The following is an 18,302-nucleotide window of genomic DNA, read 5'->3' on the forward strand; positions in this document are numbered from 1 at the left end:
ATTCACCTCAGGAGCGTCCTGAAAGAAAATGACAAAAACCATCGAGAGTTAACTTCTCGATGGCTCTTGTCTACGGTCTGACCCGTAAGATTTTATTATCTAGATTATTGTAAGGAATTGGCTTGCATTTGATACATTTTTTCATAAATTCCACCAAGCTCAAGTAATTCATCATGTGTGCCATTCTCGACAATTTCCCCTCGATCTAACACTAAGATTCGATCTGCGTTTTTAATCGTAGAAAGTCGGTGGGCAATAATAAATGTTGTTCGTCCTTTTTTCAGGACATCCATTGCATGCTGAATAATCTCCTCTGTCTCTGTATCAATATTGGATGTTGCTTCATCCAATATTAAAATTGCTGGATCGAAGGCAAGAGCTCTTGCAAAGGAAATGAGCTGACGTTGTCCTGAAGATAATGTACTTCCCTTCTCGATTACAGGTTCATCATATCCATTTGGTAAATTCGCTAAAACACGTTCTCCTCCAACAGCATTTAAGGAATCCTTAATCTTTTCTGGAGAAATGTTTGGGTTATTTAAGCTCACATTGGAGGCAATGGTTCCCGTGAATAAATACGGGTCTTGAAGTACAATTCCCATATGCTCCCGCATTGTTTGACGAGGGACCGATGTTATATCAACGCCATCAATGGTAATTTTACCTTTCGACGGATCATAAAAGCGGAAAAGTAAGTTCATAATCGAACTTTTCCCTGAGCCTGTATGACCAACTAAGGCGATGGTTTCACCTTGATGTGCCTCGAATGAAAGGTTCTTAAGTACGTATTCATTATCTTTATAAGCAAATGAAACATCCTCGAAAAGCACATTGCCCTTATATCTTGGCAAACTTTTTTCTGAGACAGGCTCACCATCTGTATCTAGCACCTCAAACACACGTTTCCCTGCAATAAGAGAACGCTCAAGCTGAGAAAATTGGTTCACGATATTCGTAATAGGATTAAATAGCTTTGTTAAATAATCGACAAACGCATATAATGTACCCGCTGTAATCACTTCTGTGGCTGTATAGGATTGTGTACCAAAATAGACAATAAAGACTGTAAACATAATCATCCTTAACGTATTCACAAGGTTAAAGGATGTGGCTGAATCAAGAACTAAAAGCTTTCGCTCGTAAGCGTAATGCTCATTATTCATATCATCAAATTCCTTCGTCATTTGTTGCTCACGTCGGAAGGCCTGAATAATGGTCATCCCTTGAATAGATTCATTAATCATGGCATTAATATCAGCAATTTTCGTACGGATAACATCATTATATTTGGAAGCAAATTTTCGATATAAAATCATCCATAAATACACAATAGGAATCATCGTTAAAGCAAGCATTGCCATTTTCCAATTTAAAATAAAGAGTGCTATATAAACTCCAAAGATGGATATGAAGCTCGTCACAAAATTGGAAAGTACCTGTACATATAAATTCCGAACCGCCTCTGTATCATTTGTAACACGTGCAACAATTTTGCCCGCTGGTAAATTGTCAAAGTACTGGATCGGTAATGTTTGAATATGTTCAAACACATCTTTACGTAATTTTTGAACAACCCGATTCGCACCAATTTGTAAGTAAATATACATGAAATAGCGTAATATCGCTGTAGCAATGGCTAATAGTAAATAAACAATTAGTAACCACGTAATCGGTTTGATTTCAATATGACCAATCGTCATGTAATTATCAATAATATGTTTAGCAATAAATGGCCCGACAAGCTCCGTAAAAACGGCGATTGTTAAGAAGAATAAGCCTAGAAAAATAGGCTTTTTAAAATACATTGCATAGCGCATTAAACGTTGACTCGTACTCATGAGGCACCTCCTTCTAGCTGCTGACGGTCAAATTGCTCCTTGTACCATCCTTGTCGTGAAAGAAGTTCCTCATGTGTTCCTTGCTCAACAACTTGCCCATCATCCAACACGATAATAATATCAGCATGTTGAATACCCGATAATCGGTGCGTGGTAATAATCGTTGTTTTCCCATCACGCTCTCGCTGAATATTTTCAATAATTCTAGCTTCTGTCTTCGCGTCAACAGCTGACAGTGAATCATCTAGCATTAAAATTTCAGGATCTTTAATTAATGCGCGAGCAATGGATACACGTTGCTTTTGACCGCCCGAAAGAGATACACCTTTTTCACCTACAAGCGTTTCAAGACCCATTGATAGATTTTCTAAATCCTTTTCAAAATACGCCGCACGTATCGCCTGCTGCAATTCTGCTTGTGTCGCATCTTCTTTCCCGAATAATATATTTTCACGAATAGTCCGTGAGAATAACACATGGTCTTGTGGTACATAGCCAATCCAATCTAGAATCTGCTCCTTCGTTTGAGCAGTAATATCAATGCCGTCAATGGAAAGCTGTCCCTGACCGATTGGATATTCACGTAATAATTGACGGAGGAAGGTTGTTTTCCCCGCGCCTGTCTTTCCAACAATTCCAAGCGTTTGACCCTTTTTCAATGACAATGAAACTTGTTGTAGGTTTTTCACTTGGCTCATTGGATATTGGAATGTTAAATCATCAAAGCCAATCGCTTTAGGTGTCGCAATCATTTGGGGATTCGGAATATTTTGAACATCCGCCTCATAGTTTAACGTTTCCTGCACACGATCGAGTGATGCATTCCCTTGTTGCATGACATTGATCAGCTCTCCAATGGCAAATATTGGCCAAACCGCTAATCCTAAATAAACATTAAAGGTAACAAGTTGCCCAACTGTCATAGCCTCCGTCGCCACTAAATGAGCACCATACCCAAGCGCAACAACATAGCTGATTCCAGTGCCTACTTTAGTAATCGGGCCAAATAAAGCATTAATTTTAGCCGTATGAATATTTTTCTCATAAACGATTTCACTCATATCCGCAAAATTAGCCTCATCCTTTTTTTCCTGCACATAGGCACGCACTACTCGCACACCTGCGACTGATTCAAGGACACTGTCGTTTAATTCCCCAAAAGAATCCTGAGCCTTCATATAACGTTCATGAACAATTTTTCCTAAATATTGAATGAGGATGGCCATAATAGGAACAGGTAGCATGGCGAAGAGTGTTAACTTCCAAGAAATCATATAGCCCATTGCAAAAATAATAAAACCCATATAAATCGTGGAGTCAATCAACGTCATAATCCCAAATCCAGCCGTCGTGGAAACGGCATTTAAGTCATTTGTTGCCCGAGCCATTAAGTCCCCTGTACGATTTTTTTCATAAAAGGTTGGAGTCATACGTAAAAAATGCTGCATCAAATTTCGACGTAAAATTTTTTCAAGGTTAATAGCCCCTTCAAATAGTCGGAATTGCCACACAAAATTTAGCAGGTAGCCCCCAATAATAATCCCGACAAAAATAAATACATACTTTGTTAAAATAGCTGGCGTCATTTCCCCTGCAGTCAATATATCAATAATAGAGCCCAGTAAATACGGTGGAACAACTTCTAATCCACTGGCAATCATCAATAGCACAATCGCGACTGTATATTGTTTCCAATATCGTTTAAAGAACCAGCCTAATTTACTTAAAACATCAAACATACATGATAACCTTCTTTCTTCCGTGCTGTTGTGGCATTGCTACCCACTTTCTAGAAATTCCTTTTTGAAAATCATTCGTCGTACAGTGTTTCTCATAAACATACACTCCTTTTTGGTTTTCACTATAACCTTTTTAGGCACCAAAAAAGACACATACCCCTCCAAAGAGCATGTGTCTCTTATAAAAGGCCGGATCAAATCCATACCTTTATGTGCAATCTTAAATAAGCATTAGGCATGGACAATGTATGTAGCTGTGATTGAATATGATACTGATGAAATTAACATTGTCATGCCCTCCTTTGGTTTATTTGTTATAGTGTTCTTGAAGATTATCACACTATAGAAATAATTGTCAACTATCCCCCAGTTATTTTTTATCATTTTCAGGAAATAGTTAGCGCTTTAAAGCACTAAAATACAATTTTATACCAAAGGCCCAAAAGGAAAGCATGTTCGTCATTTATTGCTTTTAACATTACATTATTTTTTAATAGCTTACATTAACCTAAAGACTGAAATGAACTGGTAGTGAGAAAAAGATTGCTACGCGCCAGCATTCTTTTGAAATAGTAGCATTGCTCTTTTTCTTTCTAGATGTCTATATATCATCATTATTTTATTTATTTATTATTTAGTTATTTATTAATTAGTTATTAATTAATTAGTAGTGGCGGATTTTCCGTTACTGGTTTAGCCGTTTACGGATAACCCGTAAGCGGTGTTTTTTACATGTATTGCCTGTCACTCTTTTTTAGCTAGCAGCTTTACTACAAATTTTCTCAAACCAACCGTAATTCTATCTTTATATACTATATTTGTATATTATTTCGTTACAGCATAATCATTAATCATTCACCCTTTCTATAGTACGATCTATCAACTATATAAGGAGGCAAACACCATCTAGGGACATATTCGGTCATTTTGTTGGAAGTTTTTTAGATGTTGAAACTCTATTTATTGAAATTCCCAATATCGAATATTTCTAAAATTTTCTTCTCGTGATACACTTTTTAATAATAGTCATTTTAGTAAGGGGTCTTGACGTTGAAATCATTTTTCACTGTTGGAATTGGCGGCATTATTGGAGCCATTTGCCGATATGGCCTGAGTATTGCCGTTCCAAACTCGGAAGGATTTCCATCCACAACATTATTGATAAATTTACTTGGCTGCTTTTGCCTAGCATGGCTTTTCACTACTTTTACAAAGCGCACACCTATTGTACTTGGGATTGGCACTGGTTTTTGTGGAGCCTTTACTACTTATTCGACATTTTCCTTAGAAACATTATTACTCGTTCAACAAAATGAGTGGCTCCTAGCAGTTCTCTATGTTTTCATAAGTGTTGTAGGCGGTTTAATATGCGCCTGGTTGGGTATTCGTCTTGCAAGGGGGCGACAGGCATGATTTTTGTCGGGATTGGTGGATTTTTGGGCGCTATTTTAAGGTTTTATTTAGGTAAACTATTGGCCCATCCGTATCCGTGGGCAACTTTTATCATCAATTGTACAGGTTCCTTTGCACTCGGTCTTGTTTTTGCCCTCCATCTCAGTGATTGGTTATGGCAGCTGATTGGCATTGGCTTTTTAGGAGCATATACAACATTTTCGACTTTTGGATTTGAATCATTACAGTTAATTGAACAGCAAAAATGGGGGCAAGTAATAAGCTATATAGCTAGTACCCTGCTGTTTGGCATACTATTTGCCACCATTGGTTATTTTGCCGTGTAAAAGAGGTGATAGGAATGACACAGCCATCCAATGAGCTACTACAAGAATTGGAACTTGAAATTGAACAAGCACTCTATACCCTTATCGACCTAGAATTGGCAGAAAATTATGCGGCTATGAACACCCAATTTGCTCAACTACTGGCAAAGGTTCAGGCAGCAAAGCTAATCGACTATAAGCTTGATGTTCTCGTAGAGCCTCAAGCCTTTGCAACGGAGACTTGTATTCTACTACAAAGCTTAATAGAAGCGAAGGCAAGGCCTAATAAGCGACATAGATTATTAACACATCGAATGATATTAAAAATATGGTTACGTAAAAATCAACGATTCATAAAGGAATTTTTACCTCAAATGTTTTAGGCGTCTCTTCGTTTTATAAGGGCGCCTCTTTTAAATGTATAAGTTCTTTTATTTTACCATCCACTGTCGAATCAAATGCAGTTGTCTGTTGTGAATCTTAGCCTTTTTCATTCTGTCATCATGTGCAGTTGATTGACGTGATTTACCTCAAAACTTGACCCACCATATTCTTTTGCCCTTGACCTACTGAAATTGGGTCCCATACAACTTTCAACAAAAAAGGAAAAAGTTCGATTTGGTAAACAAATCGTTTACCAATCGAACTTTTAAGGACTTGAAGAACAAACACTTTTTATTTCGGGGTTCTATCATTATTAAGTGCTATTCTTTTATTGCTTCATACGTAAATACCTGTGAACCATTTGTTGGATATTTATTATACTCATAATCTGAAGAAATCGTTACATCCTTAAATCCAATATCTTGTAAAATTGCTCTAAACTCTTCTACTCCATACCACTTTAATGGGAAGATCTCTAACTCAGTATCAATTAGTTTGGTATTTTCCCATTTCTGGTATTTATTGTGAGTAATCGTAAATTGATTAATGTAATCCACATCTACTAATACTTCTTCCAATGTTATAGAGTCACCGTCTTGATTCTTAAATACTCTAGTTGAAACATACCCCTTCTCAAACGACTCAGGAAGGAAAGTATCTACTATTAAACGGCCTCCAACCTCTAAATGATCATAAAAACACTTTAAGGCTTTTAAAGAATCTTCTCTTTGATGCAATAATAGGAATGAACCAGTCGGAATAATAATCGCCTCATATTTTTGTTCCAAAGAAAAATTGCACATATTTAATGAATATAGATTGGGTGAAAGCTCACTTTCTGCACAATTTTTTTTGCATAATTGTAACATGTCATCAGAAAGATCAAAACCTTCAATATTTAGTCCTTTATGCAATAAAGGTATTAGGATACGACCATTGCCAACGGCAGGCTCTAATATCTTTCCCTTAACACCTTCTAACCTTTTTGAATAATACTCTACATCTCCAAATGATTTACCAATATATTTATCTATATCATATAATTCTGTAGATAAACTACCATAAAAGCTTACCATCACTATTCCCCTATCTAACATTTATTTGTTTTCTGTGCTTGTAATATTTTCTTTTGTTTTAACACATCTCTATTTTCTCTTTTATCCTTTAATGTCTCCGCTCCCTCTTCTTTATATCTTTCCCTTAATTTATATCGTTGAAGATTTGTAGGTACTAAGCTTTTCGAAGGTTCAGGCTCTAAAAGCTTTGAAATGCCTGTTGAGTCATATGATTTTAAATCATAAACTTCAGAAAAATAACTATCGGCTGTACCTGATTCATAGTGCTTTATCTCTGGATAAGAAGAAATAACGCCTTCATAATTTCTTAAAACTACTTTCTCAGGACTCTGGGAAAGTATATAATTTGGCTGTAACGCTATCTTCCCACCTCCGTTTGGTGCATCTACCACGAATGTTGGCACAGCATAGCCAGAAGTATGTCCTCTTAAAGATTCAATTATTTCCAATCCTTTAGAAATAGGCGCTCTAAAATGGCTAATCCCCTCAGACAGATCACACTGATAAATATAGTATGGTCTAACACGGATTTTAACTAAATCATGCACTAATTTTTTCATTATTGGCACACTATCATTTATCCCCGTCAGAATAACAGACTGATTCCCAACTGGAACCCCCGCATTGACTAACTTCTCGCAGGCTTCTTTCGCCTCATCAGTTAACTCGATCGACGTATTAAAGTGTGTATTTAGCCATACAGGATGATATTTTTTTAGAATCGAACACAACTCAGTCGTTATTCTTTGAGGAAATACGACTGGTGCTCTAGTACCAATTCGAATTATTTCAACATGCGGTATATCTCTTAAACTACTTAAAATATATTCAAGAATTTTATCGTTAATTAATAAGGCATCTCCGCCAGACAATAAAACGTCTCTAATTTCTTCATTATTCCTAATATAATCAATAGCTCTATCAAGCTGCTTTTTAGGTACTGCCATCCCCACCTGTCCAGAAAATCTTCTTCTTGTACAATATCGACAATACATGGAGCATTGATTGGTAACTAGGAACAATACTCTATCAGGATACCTATGAGTTATACCTGGTACAGGGGAATCTTCATCTTCATCCAATGGATCCTCTAGATCATAGTGACTCTTCATAATTTCAGCAGATAATGGCACAGACTGCATACGTATTGGACATCGTACATCATCAGGATTCATTAAAGATGCATAATAAGGAGTTATATTTAAAGGAATCGTTTGTAGAGAAATTTTAACTCCTTCTTCTTCTTCTTCAGTTAAGTTTACAACTTTCTTTAAATCATCTAAAGTTTTAATAGTGTTCGTTAATTGCCAATGCCAATCATCCCATTGCTCTTTAGTAATATCTTTCCAAAGTTCAATTTCCCTATAATGTCTTCTTTCACCTGGTTTAAGTTTAGTCTGCATGAATCACCCCTCCTTTGATGTTGGTATTAATATTCATGAGTTCCTGTCTCAACTCTTTAGCAGGCTCCTCATTCTCACTCAAGTAAAAATGACCACCATTAAAATACTTACACTTATAGTCATTGAGCGCCATTTTCTCCCACAGTTTAACTTCCTCATCAGGAACTGCTGAATCTTGTGTACCTACCCAAAGTTCCATTGGATAGTTGACCAATGCTTTATCATCGAATTTAAATGTATCGAGCAAATGGAAATCTCTGCCTGTAACATCCACTATTGAATTGAATAGCTTCGAGTCAGACTCAAGCTCATTTGGCACTCCACCAAGCCTTCTAATATCTGCTATAATACTTTCCCTCGTTCGCCTCGTAAACGGAGCTTCAGGATGCGTCGCATGATTAGCTACAGTTATGGGGGACCTAGCAGCTGAAATAATTATTTTTTTAATATATTGACTTTTCTCATCCAGTAAACTTGATAAAGCATAGACAAATAGTCCTCCTAAACTATGACCAAATAAAACGGCTGGGCGATCAATATAATGAAATACTGTTTTAAATAGATATTCTTTTGCCTCACAAAATGTTGATAGAAAGGGTAAATCATTTGTCATTCCTCTACCAGGTAATTCAAACAAACATACTTCTACATCTTCAGATAAATCTCTCACTAAAGGAACCATTGAAAGTGCTGAACCTCCAGCATGATGAAAACATAGCAATTTTAATTTTGCATGTGGATTTGGGTTATATACTAAATATCCTTTTTCTTGTTTCATCTTCACAATCTATGACCACCTATTATTTTCATAGCTTCCTCTACTGTAAGCTCGCCTTGTTTCACTTTTTCAAGTACTTCAATTTTGCTGTAAGATGGAATAGTACTTTCTGCAATAGGCTCTGCCTCTTTTCTAGCCGTAATTTCTTCAACAAACCGATTGATAGTTGGATATCGGAAAAGATCACCAACTACAAACTCATACGAAGGTAACACTTTTCGAAGTAAGTTATATAATTTCAGTACAATTAAAGAGTGGCCACCTTGATCGAATAGACTCCGATTCAACTGTACTTTTTTTCCTAAAACTACTTCCCATGTCTCTCTTACAATATCAACCATATCGCCTGACATTGAGATAGTCGACGTAGCGGTTAATTGATTCAGTAATTCTTCAGCTTGTTTCCTGAGCGACACTCTATCAATCTTGCCATTCGTATTGCGAGGTAGCTTTTCTAATGGAACGATTACATTCGGAATAGCAAAATCCGGAAGTATCTTAGAAATCCTACTATTAATTGTCTCAATACTTTGGTCTGTCCCACTGATAAAAGCAATTAAAGTATTTTCACCGTTATTACTTGGAAGACAGCTAACAAAGCATTCCATACCAGGTTGAAGTGATAATAACGCGTTCTCTACTTCTCCTAATTCTAATCGATAGCCTCGAATTTTTACTTGCTGATCACTGCGTCCATAAAATTCAATCACTCCATTAGCATTTAATCTTACTAGATCACCAGTCCGGAAATAGCTAACACCATCCAGAGTATAACAAGTGGAGGTAACTAAACCCTCCTCTGTTACATAGCCTTTTGTTACTTGTTTCCCTCCAATGTGTAATTCACCTATCATGCCAGGGGCTACAGAATTACCTGTTTTATCAACAATTCTCAGCATTGTTCCCGGTAATGGTTTACCTATTGGACAAAGTCCTGATTTAGAACTATCCTGATTGTTATTACACATATAAACTAGAGACTCAATTGTACATTCACTTAGACCATAACCATTATAAAAATTGACGCCTTCCCAAAGCATGTCACATATTTCATTCTTTTCTTCAAGTCTGAACGTATCAGCACCTACTACGATTGTTTTTAAATCTTTTAAGACCCTATTTTCTTCATTTAAAAAGTGGATAAATTCCCTTACTAAAACAGGTGTTGACTCTAAAAATGAAACATTATATTTAGCTGCCATTTCTGCTAAATAGGCCATATCAATTCTTTTTTCTTCCTCGCAAACAAACAAATATCCATTAGTTGACCATGCCTTCAGCAAATCACCTAAAAAAACATCAGATGTCCAACTCCCTAGTTGAAGAACATACTGTTCACTATCAAGGTGATAAAATTGTTTCCAGCTTTGTATGATTTGTGACAACCCTTCTGCTTTTAATGAAACGATTTTAGGTTCTCCTGTACTACCAGAAGTAGAAATATAATATGCCACATCTCCGGAATTAAATTTGTAGGCCTCACTCATTATTTCTTTATCATCCGTACTACGTTCAACAATGGTTGAAATGTTATCTAGGAATAATAATGTTTTTGGCTGCAATGTCTCTAATGTACGTTTAGTTCTTGCTTCAGGTATACTCGTATCAATAGCACACCATGCAGCGCCTATTGTCCAAGCAGCAAAAATACCGATTGCTGTTTCAATACTTTTTTTCCCTACCAATGCAACAGTATCCCCACTCTGTACTCCTTCTTTGAGTAGTTCATTAGCCACAATATTGATATATCTTTTCACATCTTGATAGCTTAAATTTCTTTGACCATCTGAAATGGCTAAAGAATCTTCCCTGTAGTCTCCTAAAATAGATTGAATCGAAAAATTTTCAGACGTTGCAGAAACATCTGTCGTTAAAACATTTTTTAAATATAGCTCTTCGATTTGTGTTAAGTTAATATTTTTAACCAACATATTATTATAGGTATCTATATTTTCAAATATATACTCAAGAGAATCTAGAAGTCTCATAAGCTCTGTTTGCTCATAACGTTGTTGATCCCAACCTAATCGTAAGCATATGGAGCCTTGTGTAATATCAAATGTTACTGATAAAGGATCAGAGCTTGTTCCATACTGGTGAACCAAATCACCATTCTTTTTATTATTTAAGCTTCCCTTGAAATTTTGGAAAATGACAGACGTTTTAAAGATTTCTGTATTTCCAGACACACCACCAAACTGTAATAATTTAGAATACGGAATTCCGCTATTTTCAGAAACATCTTGCAGATGATCCATTGTCTGGAGGCATACTTCTTTTAATGTTAGTTCATCTTCTATACCTATTTTGACTGGTAATGTGTTTATGAGCATCCCATTCATATCACTCGACTCTATTAATTGATACGGCCTTAATGCAAAAGTCGAACCTACGTATAGCTTATTCGTATGTTGATATCGATTAATCAACACGCCCCATATTGTTAAAGCGATGCTTGAAGTAGTCACTCTGTTCTTTATGCTATAGGCATGAAGATTTTCTGCCGCTCTCTTACTTAACTCTTTATCCAAATACTTAAATAATGGCTTTTGACCCATATGTTGCGACTTTTCTATAGCTAATGTTTCTGCTTCAGCTAATTCACTTAACACATTTCCCCAATATTTTTCCAGCCCTTTTTGATACATTGGATCATTAATATAATGTAAATATGGTTCGATATCTGGACGAATTGTTAATGAAGTGACATCCTTATTTAACAGCTTAAAGAAATCTTCAAGTGTCTGAGCAATTGACCAACCATCCATAATAATATGATGGTGCACCCATACTAATAGGTTTTTAGAAGGTTTCCAGTTTTGAATAAGGTAAAATTGTTGTGTCTTCTTTAGAAACGTACGCTGTAGCCTACCAATCTCACTTTTAAACCAATTCTCTATATTCATAAATTCATCTTGAATCCTTAAATAATTAACCTCTATTACATTAATTTCTTCTACATTGCTTTGAATAATTTGGATTGGTTCTATCTCTTGCTCCCACTCAAATTTTGTTCTTAATGCTGGATTGGCTCTGGCAGTATTTAACCAAGCTTCTTGAATCTCTTTGAATGTAAATGAGTTAGGAATTTCATAAGACAGAATTTGCCAATACGCTTCTGAATCTGGGTCTTTTAATGTTTCCATTAACATAACCAATTGCAATGGTGTTAACGGGAGTTTTTTTTCATTTTGTACCATCTATGCTAACCTCCTTCCACATTATTTAAGTATGAGAGACATCTCTGATACCGTAGGGTGCTTCAAAAAGTCTTTCGGAGTAATGTCAATACCATTGGTACGCAATTTAGATACTATTTGAAGTGATTTAATGGAATCTCCACCGATTTCAAAAAAGTTATCATCGATACCTATTTCGTTAACCTTTAGCACTTCAGCCCAAACCTCTACAATTGATTTTTCCAGTTCGGTCGTTGGCTCCCTAAATGTATTTTGAGCACCGTGTGCAAGGTATTGTGAAGCTTCTAAGCTAAGTAGTTTTCTGTCTCTTTTTCCGCTAGATGTTAATGGTAATTTTTCTAACTCAACGAACATCGATGGAATATACGTTACTGGTAAGTCTTTAGAAACAGCTTTTTTCAAATCATTTCTGCTTAGACTATCTTTCACATTTAAAGTGTAGAAGCAGACTAAGCATGGTTTGTTAGTTTGATCATGCCCTAATACTACTGCTGCATCTTTAACTTGTGTTTGCTGTATAACACAAGCTTCAATCTCTTCTATCTCAATCCTTACACCGTTTACCTTAACTTGTGAATCTTTTCTTCCTAGAAAATCTAAACTTCCATTCGCTGAAATTTTTACCAAATCGCCAGACTTGTAAAAGATTTTTCCATTTCGCTTTACAAAAACTTTATCCGTTTCGATTTCATTCTTGAAATAACCTTTTGCTAAAGAAGGTCCTCCAATCATTAATTCACCTGGAAAACCTTTTGGAACTGGTAGCCCGGCTTCATCGACCACTTCCATTTCTACATACGGTAATGGAAAACCTATATTATAATGATCTTTTGTTACCTGTTGAACAGTAACTTCAATTCCCGCCTCAGTTGGACCATATAAATTGAATGCTTCGACTTGTGGTAACAACTCATTTATTTTTTTAGCTAATGGAGCTGGTAGTGCTTCCCCACTTAAATGAAGATACTTTAATGGCAATTTGTAATCTTTTTGAGAGTCCATTTCATTAAGCATTAATTGCAACACAGAAGGGACAAAATGACACAAATCAATTGACTCATCACAAATAAATTTCAATAAACCTAAAGGATCACGATGCAAGTCTTTAGGAGCAACAATTAACGTAGCACCTGTACAAAGGGTATAAAATATTTCCCAAACAGATACATCAAATGTATATGGCGTTTTAAATAATGTTTTGTTACCAGTTTTAAGCTTATTTTGTTTTTTTTGCCATTCAATACGTAAAGAAGCCCCTAAATGTGGACATACTACACCTTTCGGCTCACCTGTCGAGCCAGAAGTAAACATAAGATATGCTGGATCATGAACAGAGACAGATCCCATTGCTTTTACATTATTTTTAACTATATTTTTTTCTAGAGTATTTACAATTTCCCATTCTCCATATGGTATTTCATCTATTGTATTTACCATTAAAACCTTTGGATTTAATCGCTCTAATAATTTCTGTGTTCTTGCTATAGGATGCTCCGTATCTAAAGGAACATATACTGCGCCTGCTTTCAGAACACCTAGTATTACTGCAATGGCATCTATTCCTCTGTCCATATACATAGGCACGTAATCGCCTTTTTCAATACCCATTGATAGCAGTAATGAAGAATATTTTTCTGCTTCTTGATTGAGTTGTTCATATGTTAATGCTCTATCCAGCTCTTGAATGGCAATATAATCCTTATATTTTTTCGCTGCCTCTTCAAATTGACAGTGGAGTGGCTTAGCCTTTTGTAATAGTTCCCCATTATCATTGGAGGATATAATGGAACCTTTAGTAAATGCAGTACCCCACAAATGATCTGGTTCATTTATTAATGAGGCAAGTAAACTCAAATAATTCTTCGCCAACAATTGAATCTCTACTTCTGTAAAATGGGCAAAAGAATATTCTATATGTCCTTTTACTTCTCCATTTTCCACATTGAAGAAACAACTTAAAGGAAATCTTGATCCACCAGTATCTTGCTCGATAAAGCTTGTGTTGATATTCTTTAAATCCATTTCAAGATTCACTTTAAGACTGAATGTATTATTTACTACATCAAGATACTCTCTTTTATCAATGTTAGCCGCAATATCAACAATTGAGAAATCTCCATGAGCAATATTTTCATGTACAGTGTTACTAATTTCACGCAGGAGCTCTTTAAAGGAGGCCTTTTTATTTAATGAAAGTGTTAAAGGAACTAAATTAACAAACATTCCAACATCATTTAAATTTTCATTTGTTCTGCCATGATAAGGAATTCCTATCGTTATTGTATCTTGCATGCAATATTTTGCTAAATTTAGTGCCCAAGCAGTTAGTAATATTGTAAACTGACTCAATTTCATTTCCTGTGAAAATTGATCAATTTTTTCACCTAGCCCTCTATTGCTTTCAATCTCTAAAATCTTTCCAATTCTTATATATTCTTCGGATTTCTCTTGAATAGGTAGTTGAGCAAGTTTAAATGCCTTAGATTGCTCAAACCAAAAATCTTTCAAATTTTGATCCTGTGATTTATTAACCAATTTATTGATATTATTATATAAATTTTCAGAACTACTTGATTTTATGTCATCTATAGTAATTTCCTCATTATAAACTTTAGCTATATTTTGCAGTATATTTTTTAAAGATAAGCCATCACATACAATATGATGAGATACAAGTACAAAAACAGCTCCTGCATTCTCTGTATGAATGACTGCCCCTCTAAACAATAAATCGCTCTCTAACTGGAAAGGTTGATTATAAATTGTCTTTGCAAGTGTGCGCGCCTCCTCCATATTTTTCACCTGTAAGATTTGTATGTGATGATCCACATGCTCTACTATTTCATCTATATTTCTAATTTTTTGTTCAATTCCATAGGAGGTATTTTCTCTAAAATTCACAAAAAAGGCGGCATTTTTCTTTATTATATTGATAAAGGCACTATAAAACTTATGTTCATCAAAAAGACCGTTAATCTGAAAAGTAGCGCCTACATTATAAAATGGATTTCCTTCATTTGTTTTCCACAAATACCAAAGACCTTTCTGCATACTCGTTGCAGGAAACCACTCGTTTTGATCAAACATAGTAGGTTCATTATTTGATGATAAGGCTGGTAAAGTAGAAAGAATATCCAATAAATTACATGGTTTTCTCTGTTGCTGTACTTGCCATGGTAAACAATCAACATTAAATGCTTTTGAAACATTCATAGCAATTTGTGCTGCGTCTAAGGAATTTCCTCCAACTTCAAATAAATCTGTTTGTGATGAGCATTTCAAGTTTAAGGTAGAAGAAAAAATATCAATAATTTTTTGCAAAGATTCACTTATATTCGTTGAAGATTCAAGTAATTGTTTACTATTGAAATATTCTATATGCTGTTTGTTCAACAATTCACGATCTATTTTCCCGTTTCTAGTCAACGGTAAATGTTTATGAAAAATAAGTTGAACTGGTATCATATTTTTAGGTAGCTTCTCTTTCAAATAGCTAAATAGTTCAAGTTCTGAAATCGAGGATTCCTCTTCTAATACAATGGATGCTGTTAATAGCGTATTTGAAGCTATATGTAATGGTAGTGCTATAGCTTGACTTACTCTATTATGTTTTTGAAGAGTACTCTCAATATCCCCTAATTCAATTCTCACTCCATTAATGCTTAATTGAAAATCTTCTCTACCATGGAAATTAAAATTTCCTTGAGCATCTCTACTTACGACATCTCCAGTGTTATAGACTCTTACATTTTCACCGTCAATTTCAAACTGTTTAAATTTTTCATTTGTCTCATGTGGCAAATTAATATACTCTCGTGCTAATCCATCACCAGATATCCATAGTGTTCCTTTTCTATCTACCTCATGAATGATTTGTAAATTTCGATCTAAAATAAAACACTTTACATAAGGTAAGGCTGAACCAATATGAGGTAGCTTTTTCGCCTTACCAACTGCTCTCTCTATAATCCCAGAAGTACTTACAACAGTCCCTTCACTTGGTCCATAATTGTTTACCACATGAAAAGGTAAATCTTTTGAAGGGTATTTTGTTAGTTTATCTCCCCCTACTAAAAGATATTTTAAAGCTACGTGACTATTATCCCAGTCCAGTTCCATTAGTCGCTCAGCAATAGGGGTAGATACAAATGAATGCGTTACTTGGTGCTTTATCCAAGTATTTTTTAGAAGCTCTGGATTAAGTCTTTCATCTATTGTCGTCATATATATGGACGCTCTTGAAGCTATTGCACCCCAAATCTCCCAAATGGAAGCGTCAAATCCAGGTGAAGAGGTTAAAGATACGATTGAATCTTTTGTCACATCAAACGTTTTTGTATGCCAATCGATTAAGCGATTTAAAGAATTCCATTCAACGACTACACCCTTAGGTTTGCCTGTAGTACCTGATGTAAAAACAATATAAGCAGCTGATTTCAAAGAAAAATGAATATTTATGTTAATTTCCTTATGATCTAAATTAAAATGCTGAAGAACATCATCAAGCTTAAAAGTGATCTGATCTTGAAAAGCATTTGCCTTATAAATATCTGGATGGGTAATGATTATGCTAGGTTTGATATCGTCAATGATGTTGTCGATTCTGTCCCTTGGTGTTTCTGGATCAATACAAACAATAACCCCACCAGCAATAAATGTTGATAAATGTGCAACAAGAAGAGCAGGTGACCTTCTAAGAACAATCAAAACCTTTTGTTCACAGCCCGGTTTAATCCCCTTCTCTTGCATAGCGGTTGCTATTTTAAACGATTTATGAGTCAATTGTTTTAAACTGTATTTTTTTTGATTGAACCATAAGCTTTGTCCGTCATAGTAATCAATTTCTTCACTAAAAAAACTTTCATAGAAATTTGACATTCTATTACCCCAATCTAACAAATTATTTAAAACTATTAATTTTTAGATATTTAGAATATAAATTCGGATTTGCGATTGATAATTTTAAAATTTCCAATGTTTCATTTTTATGAAATCCTTTATGCGTTAAAATAGAGAAAAATTGTTGAGATAAACTTGCCACTCTATGAGAATCTACTGTAATTTGTTTGCTCTCTTTCATCTCTTTCAATTCCTGTTTAATGAGCTGATAAGGAGAATGGATTTCTCTTTCAAAGTCTTGCTTATCGATTTTCGCTTTAAAAGGTGTCCCAATGATAACTCTTAAACAGGCTTGTAAAAAGTGGATAGTCTCTTCTACTTTTAACATATTCTCATTAAGATTATTTAAAATAGAATGGATGCCATTTCTCTCGTTAACCGGTATCGCTCGATAATCAGGATATTCCATCTTCATAATATCCGTTAGAATTGTTTTAGGACCCATCTCAATAAATGTGTCAACATCTTTATTAATGAGAACGTTCATAACTTTTGGCCATCTAACGCTCTCCGTAAGTTGTTTACTTAATTGATCTGCTATTTCGTCAGCCTTACTGTATAGTTGACCTGTAGCGCAGGAAAATATAGGATATTGACAATCATTCATCTGTGTTTGTTGTAGAGCTGCTTGAAATCTTATTTCTGCAGCCTTCATGAGTCTACTATGAGCAGGAACACTAACAGGTAGTATCTTTGTAACGGCTCCCTTTTTCTGTAACTCAATGGATGCCAGCTCCAATGCGTTTTTATGACCACTTAACACAATTTGATTTGTCGAATTAAAGTTTGCAACAGTTACATGATTATTGTCAGTATCTAATCTTTGACATACTTCCTCCACTTCTTCTCCATTAAGTCCAAAGCAAACAACCATACCGCCTTCTTGAGTACATTCACTCATAGCAGTTGCACGAAGCTTTACTAATTCAACGGCCTTTGCAAAAGGGATTCCGTCGGCAGCAACTACTGCCGACAGTTCACCTAGACTATGTCCAGTTAAATAGAGTTGTTTTACATCATTATTTTTTTTAAATATCTCCCAGCAGGCAATACTATAAACTAGAATTGCAGGCTGAACTATTACCGTATTACGAAGCTCTCCATTTTTGTTTTCACATGCTTTCAATAAATCGTAGCCTAAAATATCGCTAGCCTCATTATACAGATCGCGAGCTATTTGGTAATTCTCGCATAATTCTTGTCCCATAGAATCATATTGTGAACCTTGACCCGGAAATACAATTGCAGTGTTCAAACGATATCCCTC

General features: G+C 35.3%; 11 protein-coding genes. 3 read left to right on the forward strand and 8 right to left on the reverse strand.

Translation table 11 applies throughout. The features are described from left to right. Positions 1 to 104 precede the first annotated feature (104 nt). Both MKY88_RS13990 and MKY88_RS13995 read right to left on the reverse strand, forming a co-directional pair. Positions 105 to 1,838: an ABC transporter ATP-binding protein gene (locus MKY88_RS13990; RefSeq protein WP_069481738.1), complete on the reverse strand. Its 1,734-nt coding sequence runs from the start codon at positions 1,836 to 1,838 to the stop codon at positions 105 to 107. After that, positions 1,835 to 3,577 carry an ABC transporter ATP-binding protein gene (locus tag MKY88_RS13995; RefSeq protein WP_008178515.1) on the reverse strand — a complete coding sequence of 581 codons (1,743 nt, stop codon included), beginning with the start codon at positions 3,575 to 3,577 and terminating at the stop codon, positions 1,835 to 1,837. The genes MKY88_RS13990 and MKY88_RS13995 overlap by 4 nt, the downstream gene beginning before the upstream one ends. Positions 3,578 to 4,627: 1,050 nt before the next feature. Here MKY88_RS13995 and crcB point away from each other — a divergent pair. From crcB to MKY88_RS14010, 3 genes are read left to right on the forward strand one after another with little or no spacing between them, the layout of a single operon-like run. After that, complete coding sequence (gene crcB / locus MKY88_RS14000) at positions 4,628 to 4,990, forward strand: fluoride efflux transporter CrcB (RefSeq protein ID WP_340813960.1); 363 nt, start codon at positions 4,628 to 4,630, stop codon at positions 4,988 to 4,990. Further along, the gene (locus MKY88_RS14005) at positions 4,987 to 5,316 is read left to right on the forward strand and encodes a fluoride efflux transporter FluC (RefSeq protein WP_025117343.1); all 330 of its coding nucleotides are present in this window, start codon (positions 4,987 to 4,989) and stop codon (positions 5,314 to 5,316) included. Before crcB ends, MKY88_RS14005 begins: the two co-directional genes overlap by 4 nt. Before the next feature lie 14 nt (positions 5,317 to 5,330). Continuing rightward, the gene (locus MKY88_RS14010; RefSeq protein WP_328200533.1) at positions 5,331 to 5,678 is read left to right on the forward strand and encodes a hypothetical protein; all 348 of its coding nucleotides are present in this window, start codon (positions 5,331 to 5,333) and stop codon (positions 5,676 to 5,678) included. Between the two features lie 321 nt (positions 5,679 to 5,999). Here the strand turns inward: MKY88_RS14010 and MKY88_RS14015 are convergent, their stop codons facing one another. Genes MKY88_RS14015 through fabD form a run of 6 tightly spaced genes read right to left on the reverse strand, consistent with a single transcriptional unit; the run spans position 6,000 to position 18,290 of the window. Beyond that, positions 6,000 to 6,755: a class I SAM-dependent methyltransferase gene (locus tag MKY88_RS14015; protein WP_328200532.1), complete on the reverse strand. Its 756-nt coding sequence runs from the start codon at positions 6,753 to 6,755 to the stop codon at positions 6,000 to 6,002. Positions 6,756 to 6,769: 14 nt separating this feature from the next. After that, positions 6,770 to 8,158 carry a lysine 2,3-aminomutase gene (gene ablA, locus MKY88_RS14020; protein WP_069481742.1) on the reverse strand — a complete coding sequence of 463 codons (1,389 nt, stop codon included), beginning with the start codon at positions 8,156 to 8,158 and terminating at the stop codon, positions 6,770 to 6,772. After that, positions 8,148 to 8,936 carry a thioesterase II family protein gene (locus tag MKY88_RS14025; protein ID WP_328201022.1) on the reverse strand — a complete coding sequence of 263 codons (789 nt, stop codon included), beginning with the start codon at positions 8,934 to 8,936 and terminating at the stop codon, positions 8,148 to 8,150. Before MKY88_RS14025 ends, ablA begins: the two co-directional genes overlap by 11 nt. 2 nt (positions 8,937 to 8,938) lie before the next feature. After that, positions 8,939 to 12,136 carry a condensation domain-containing protein gene (locus MKY88_RS14030; protein WP_340813962.1) on the reverse strand — a complete coding sequence of 1,066 codons (3,198 nt, stop codon included), beginning with the start codon at positions 12,134 to 12,136 and terminating at the stop codon, positions 8,939 to 8,941. A 21-nt stretch (positions 12,137 to 12,157) separates the two neighbouring features. Next, on the reverse strand, positions 12,158 to 17,014 hold the full coding sequence (locus MKY88_RS14035) for an amino acid adenylation domain-containing protein (RefSeq protein WP_340813963.1): 4,857 nt from the start codon (positions 17,012 to 17,014) through the stop codon (positions 12,158 to 12,160). A gap of 22 nt (positions 17,015 to 17,036) precedes the next feature. Continuing rightward, positions 17,037 to 18,290 carry an ACP S-malonyltransferase gene (gene fabD, locus MKY88_RS14040; protein WP_340813965.1) on the reverse strand — a complete coding sequence of 418 codons (1,254 nt, stop codon included), beginning with the start codon at positions 18,288 to 18,290 and terminating at the stop codon, positions 17,037 to 17,039. Between the last annotated feature and the right edge of the window lie 12 nt (positions 18,291 to 18,302).

Source organism: Lysinibacillus sp. FSL R7-0073, assembly GCF_038009065.1.
GTDB lineage: Bacteria > Bacillota > Bacilli > Bacillales_A > Planococcaceae > Lysinibacillus > Lysinibacillus fusiformis.

Bases quoted from the DNA above. Each gene is read 5' to 3' on its own strand.
- MKY88_RS14010 (WP_328200533.1), top strand. From the start codon at position 5,331: ATGACACAGCCATCCAATGAGCTACTACAAGAATTGGAACTTGAAATT.
- ablA (WP_069481742.1), bottom strand. From the start codon at position 8,158: ATGCAGACTAAACTTAAACCAGGTGAAAGAAGACATTATAGGGAAATT.
- MKY88_RS14015 (WP_328200532.1), bottom strand. From the start codon at position 6,755: ATGGTAAGCTTTTATGGTAGTTTATCTACAGAATTATATGATATAGAT.
- MKY88_RS14035 (WP_340813963.1), bottom strand. From the start codon at position 17,014: ATGTCAAATTTCTATGAAAGTTTTTTTAGTGAAGAAATTGATTACTAT.
- MKY88_RS14005 (WP_025117343.1), top strand. From the start codon at position 4,987: ATGATTTTTGTCGGGATTGGTGGATTTTTGGGCGCTATTTTAAGGTTT.
- MKY88_RS14025 (WP_328201022.1), bottom strand. From the start codon at position 8,936: ATGAAACAAGAAAAAGGATATTTAGTATATAACCCAAATCCACATGCA.
- MKY88_RS13995 (WP_008178515.1), bottom strand. From the start codon at position 3,577: ATGTTTGATGTTTTAAGTAAATTAGGCTGGTTCTTTAAACGATATTGG.
- MKY88_RS14030 (WP_340813962.1), bottom strand. From the start codon at position 12,136: ATGGTACAAAATGAAAAAAAACTCCCGTTAACACCATTGCAATTGGTT.
- MKY88_RS13990 (WP_069481738.1), bottom strand. From the start codon at position 1,838: ATGAGTACGAGTCAACGTTTAATGCGCTATGCAATGTATTTTAAAAAG.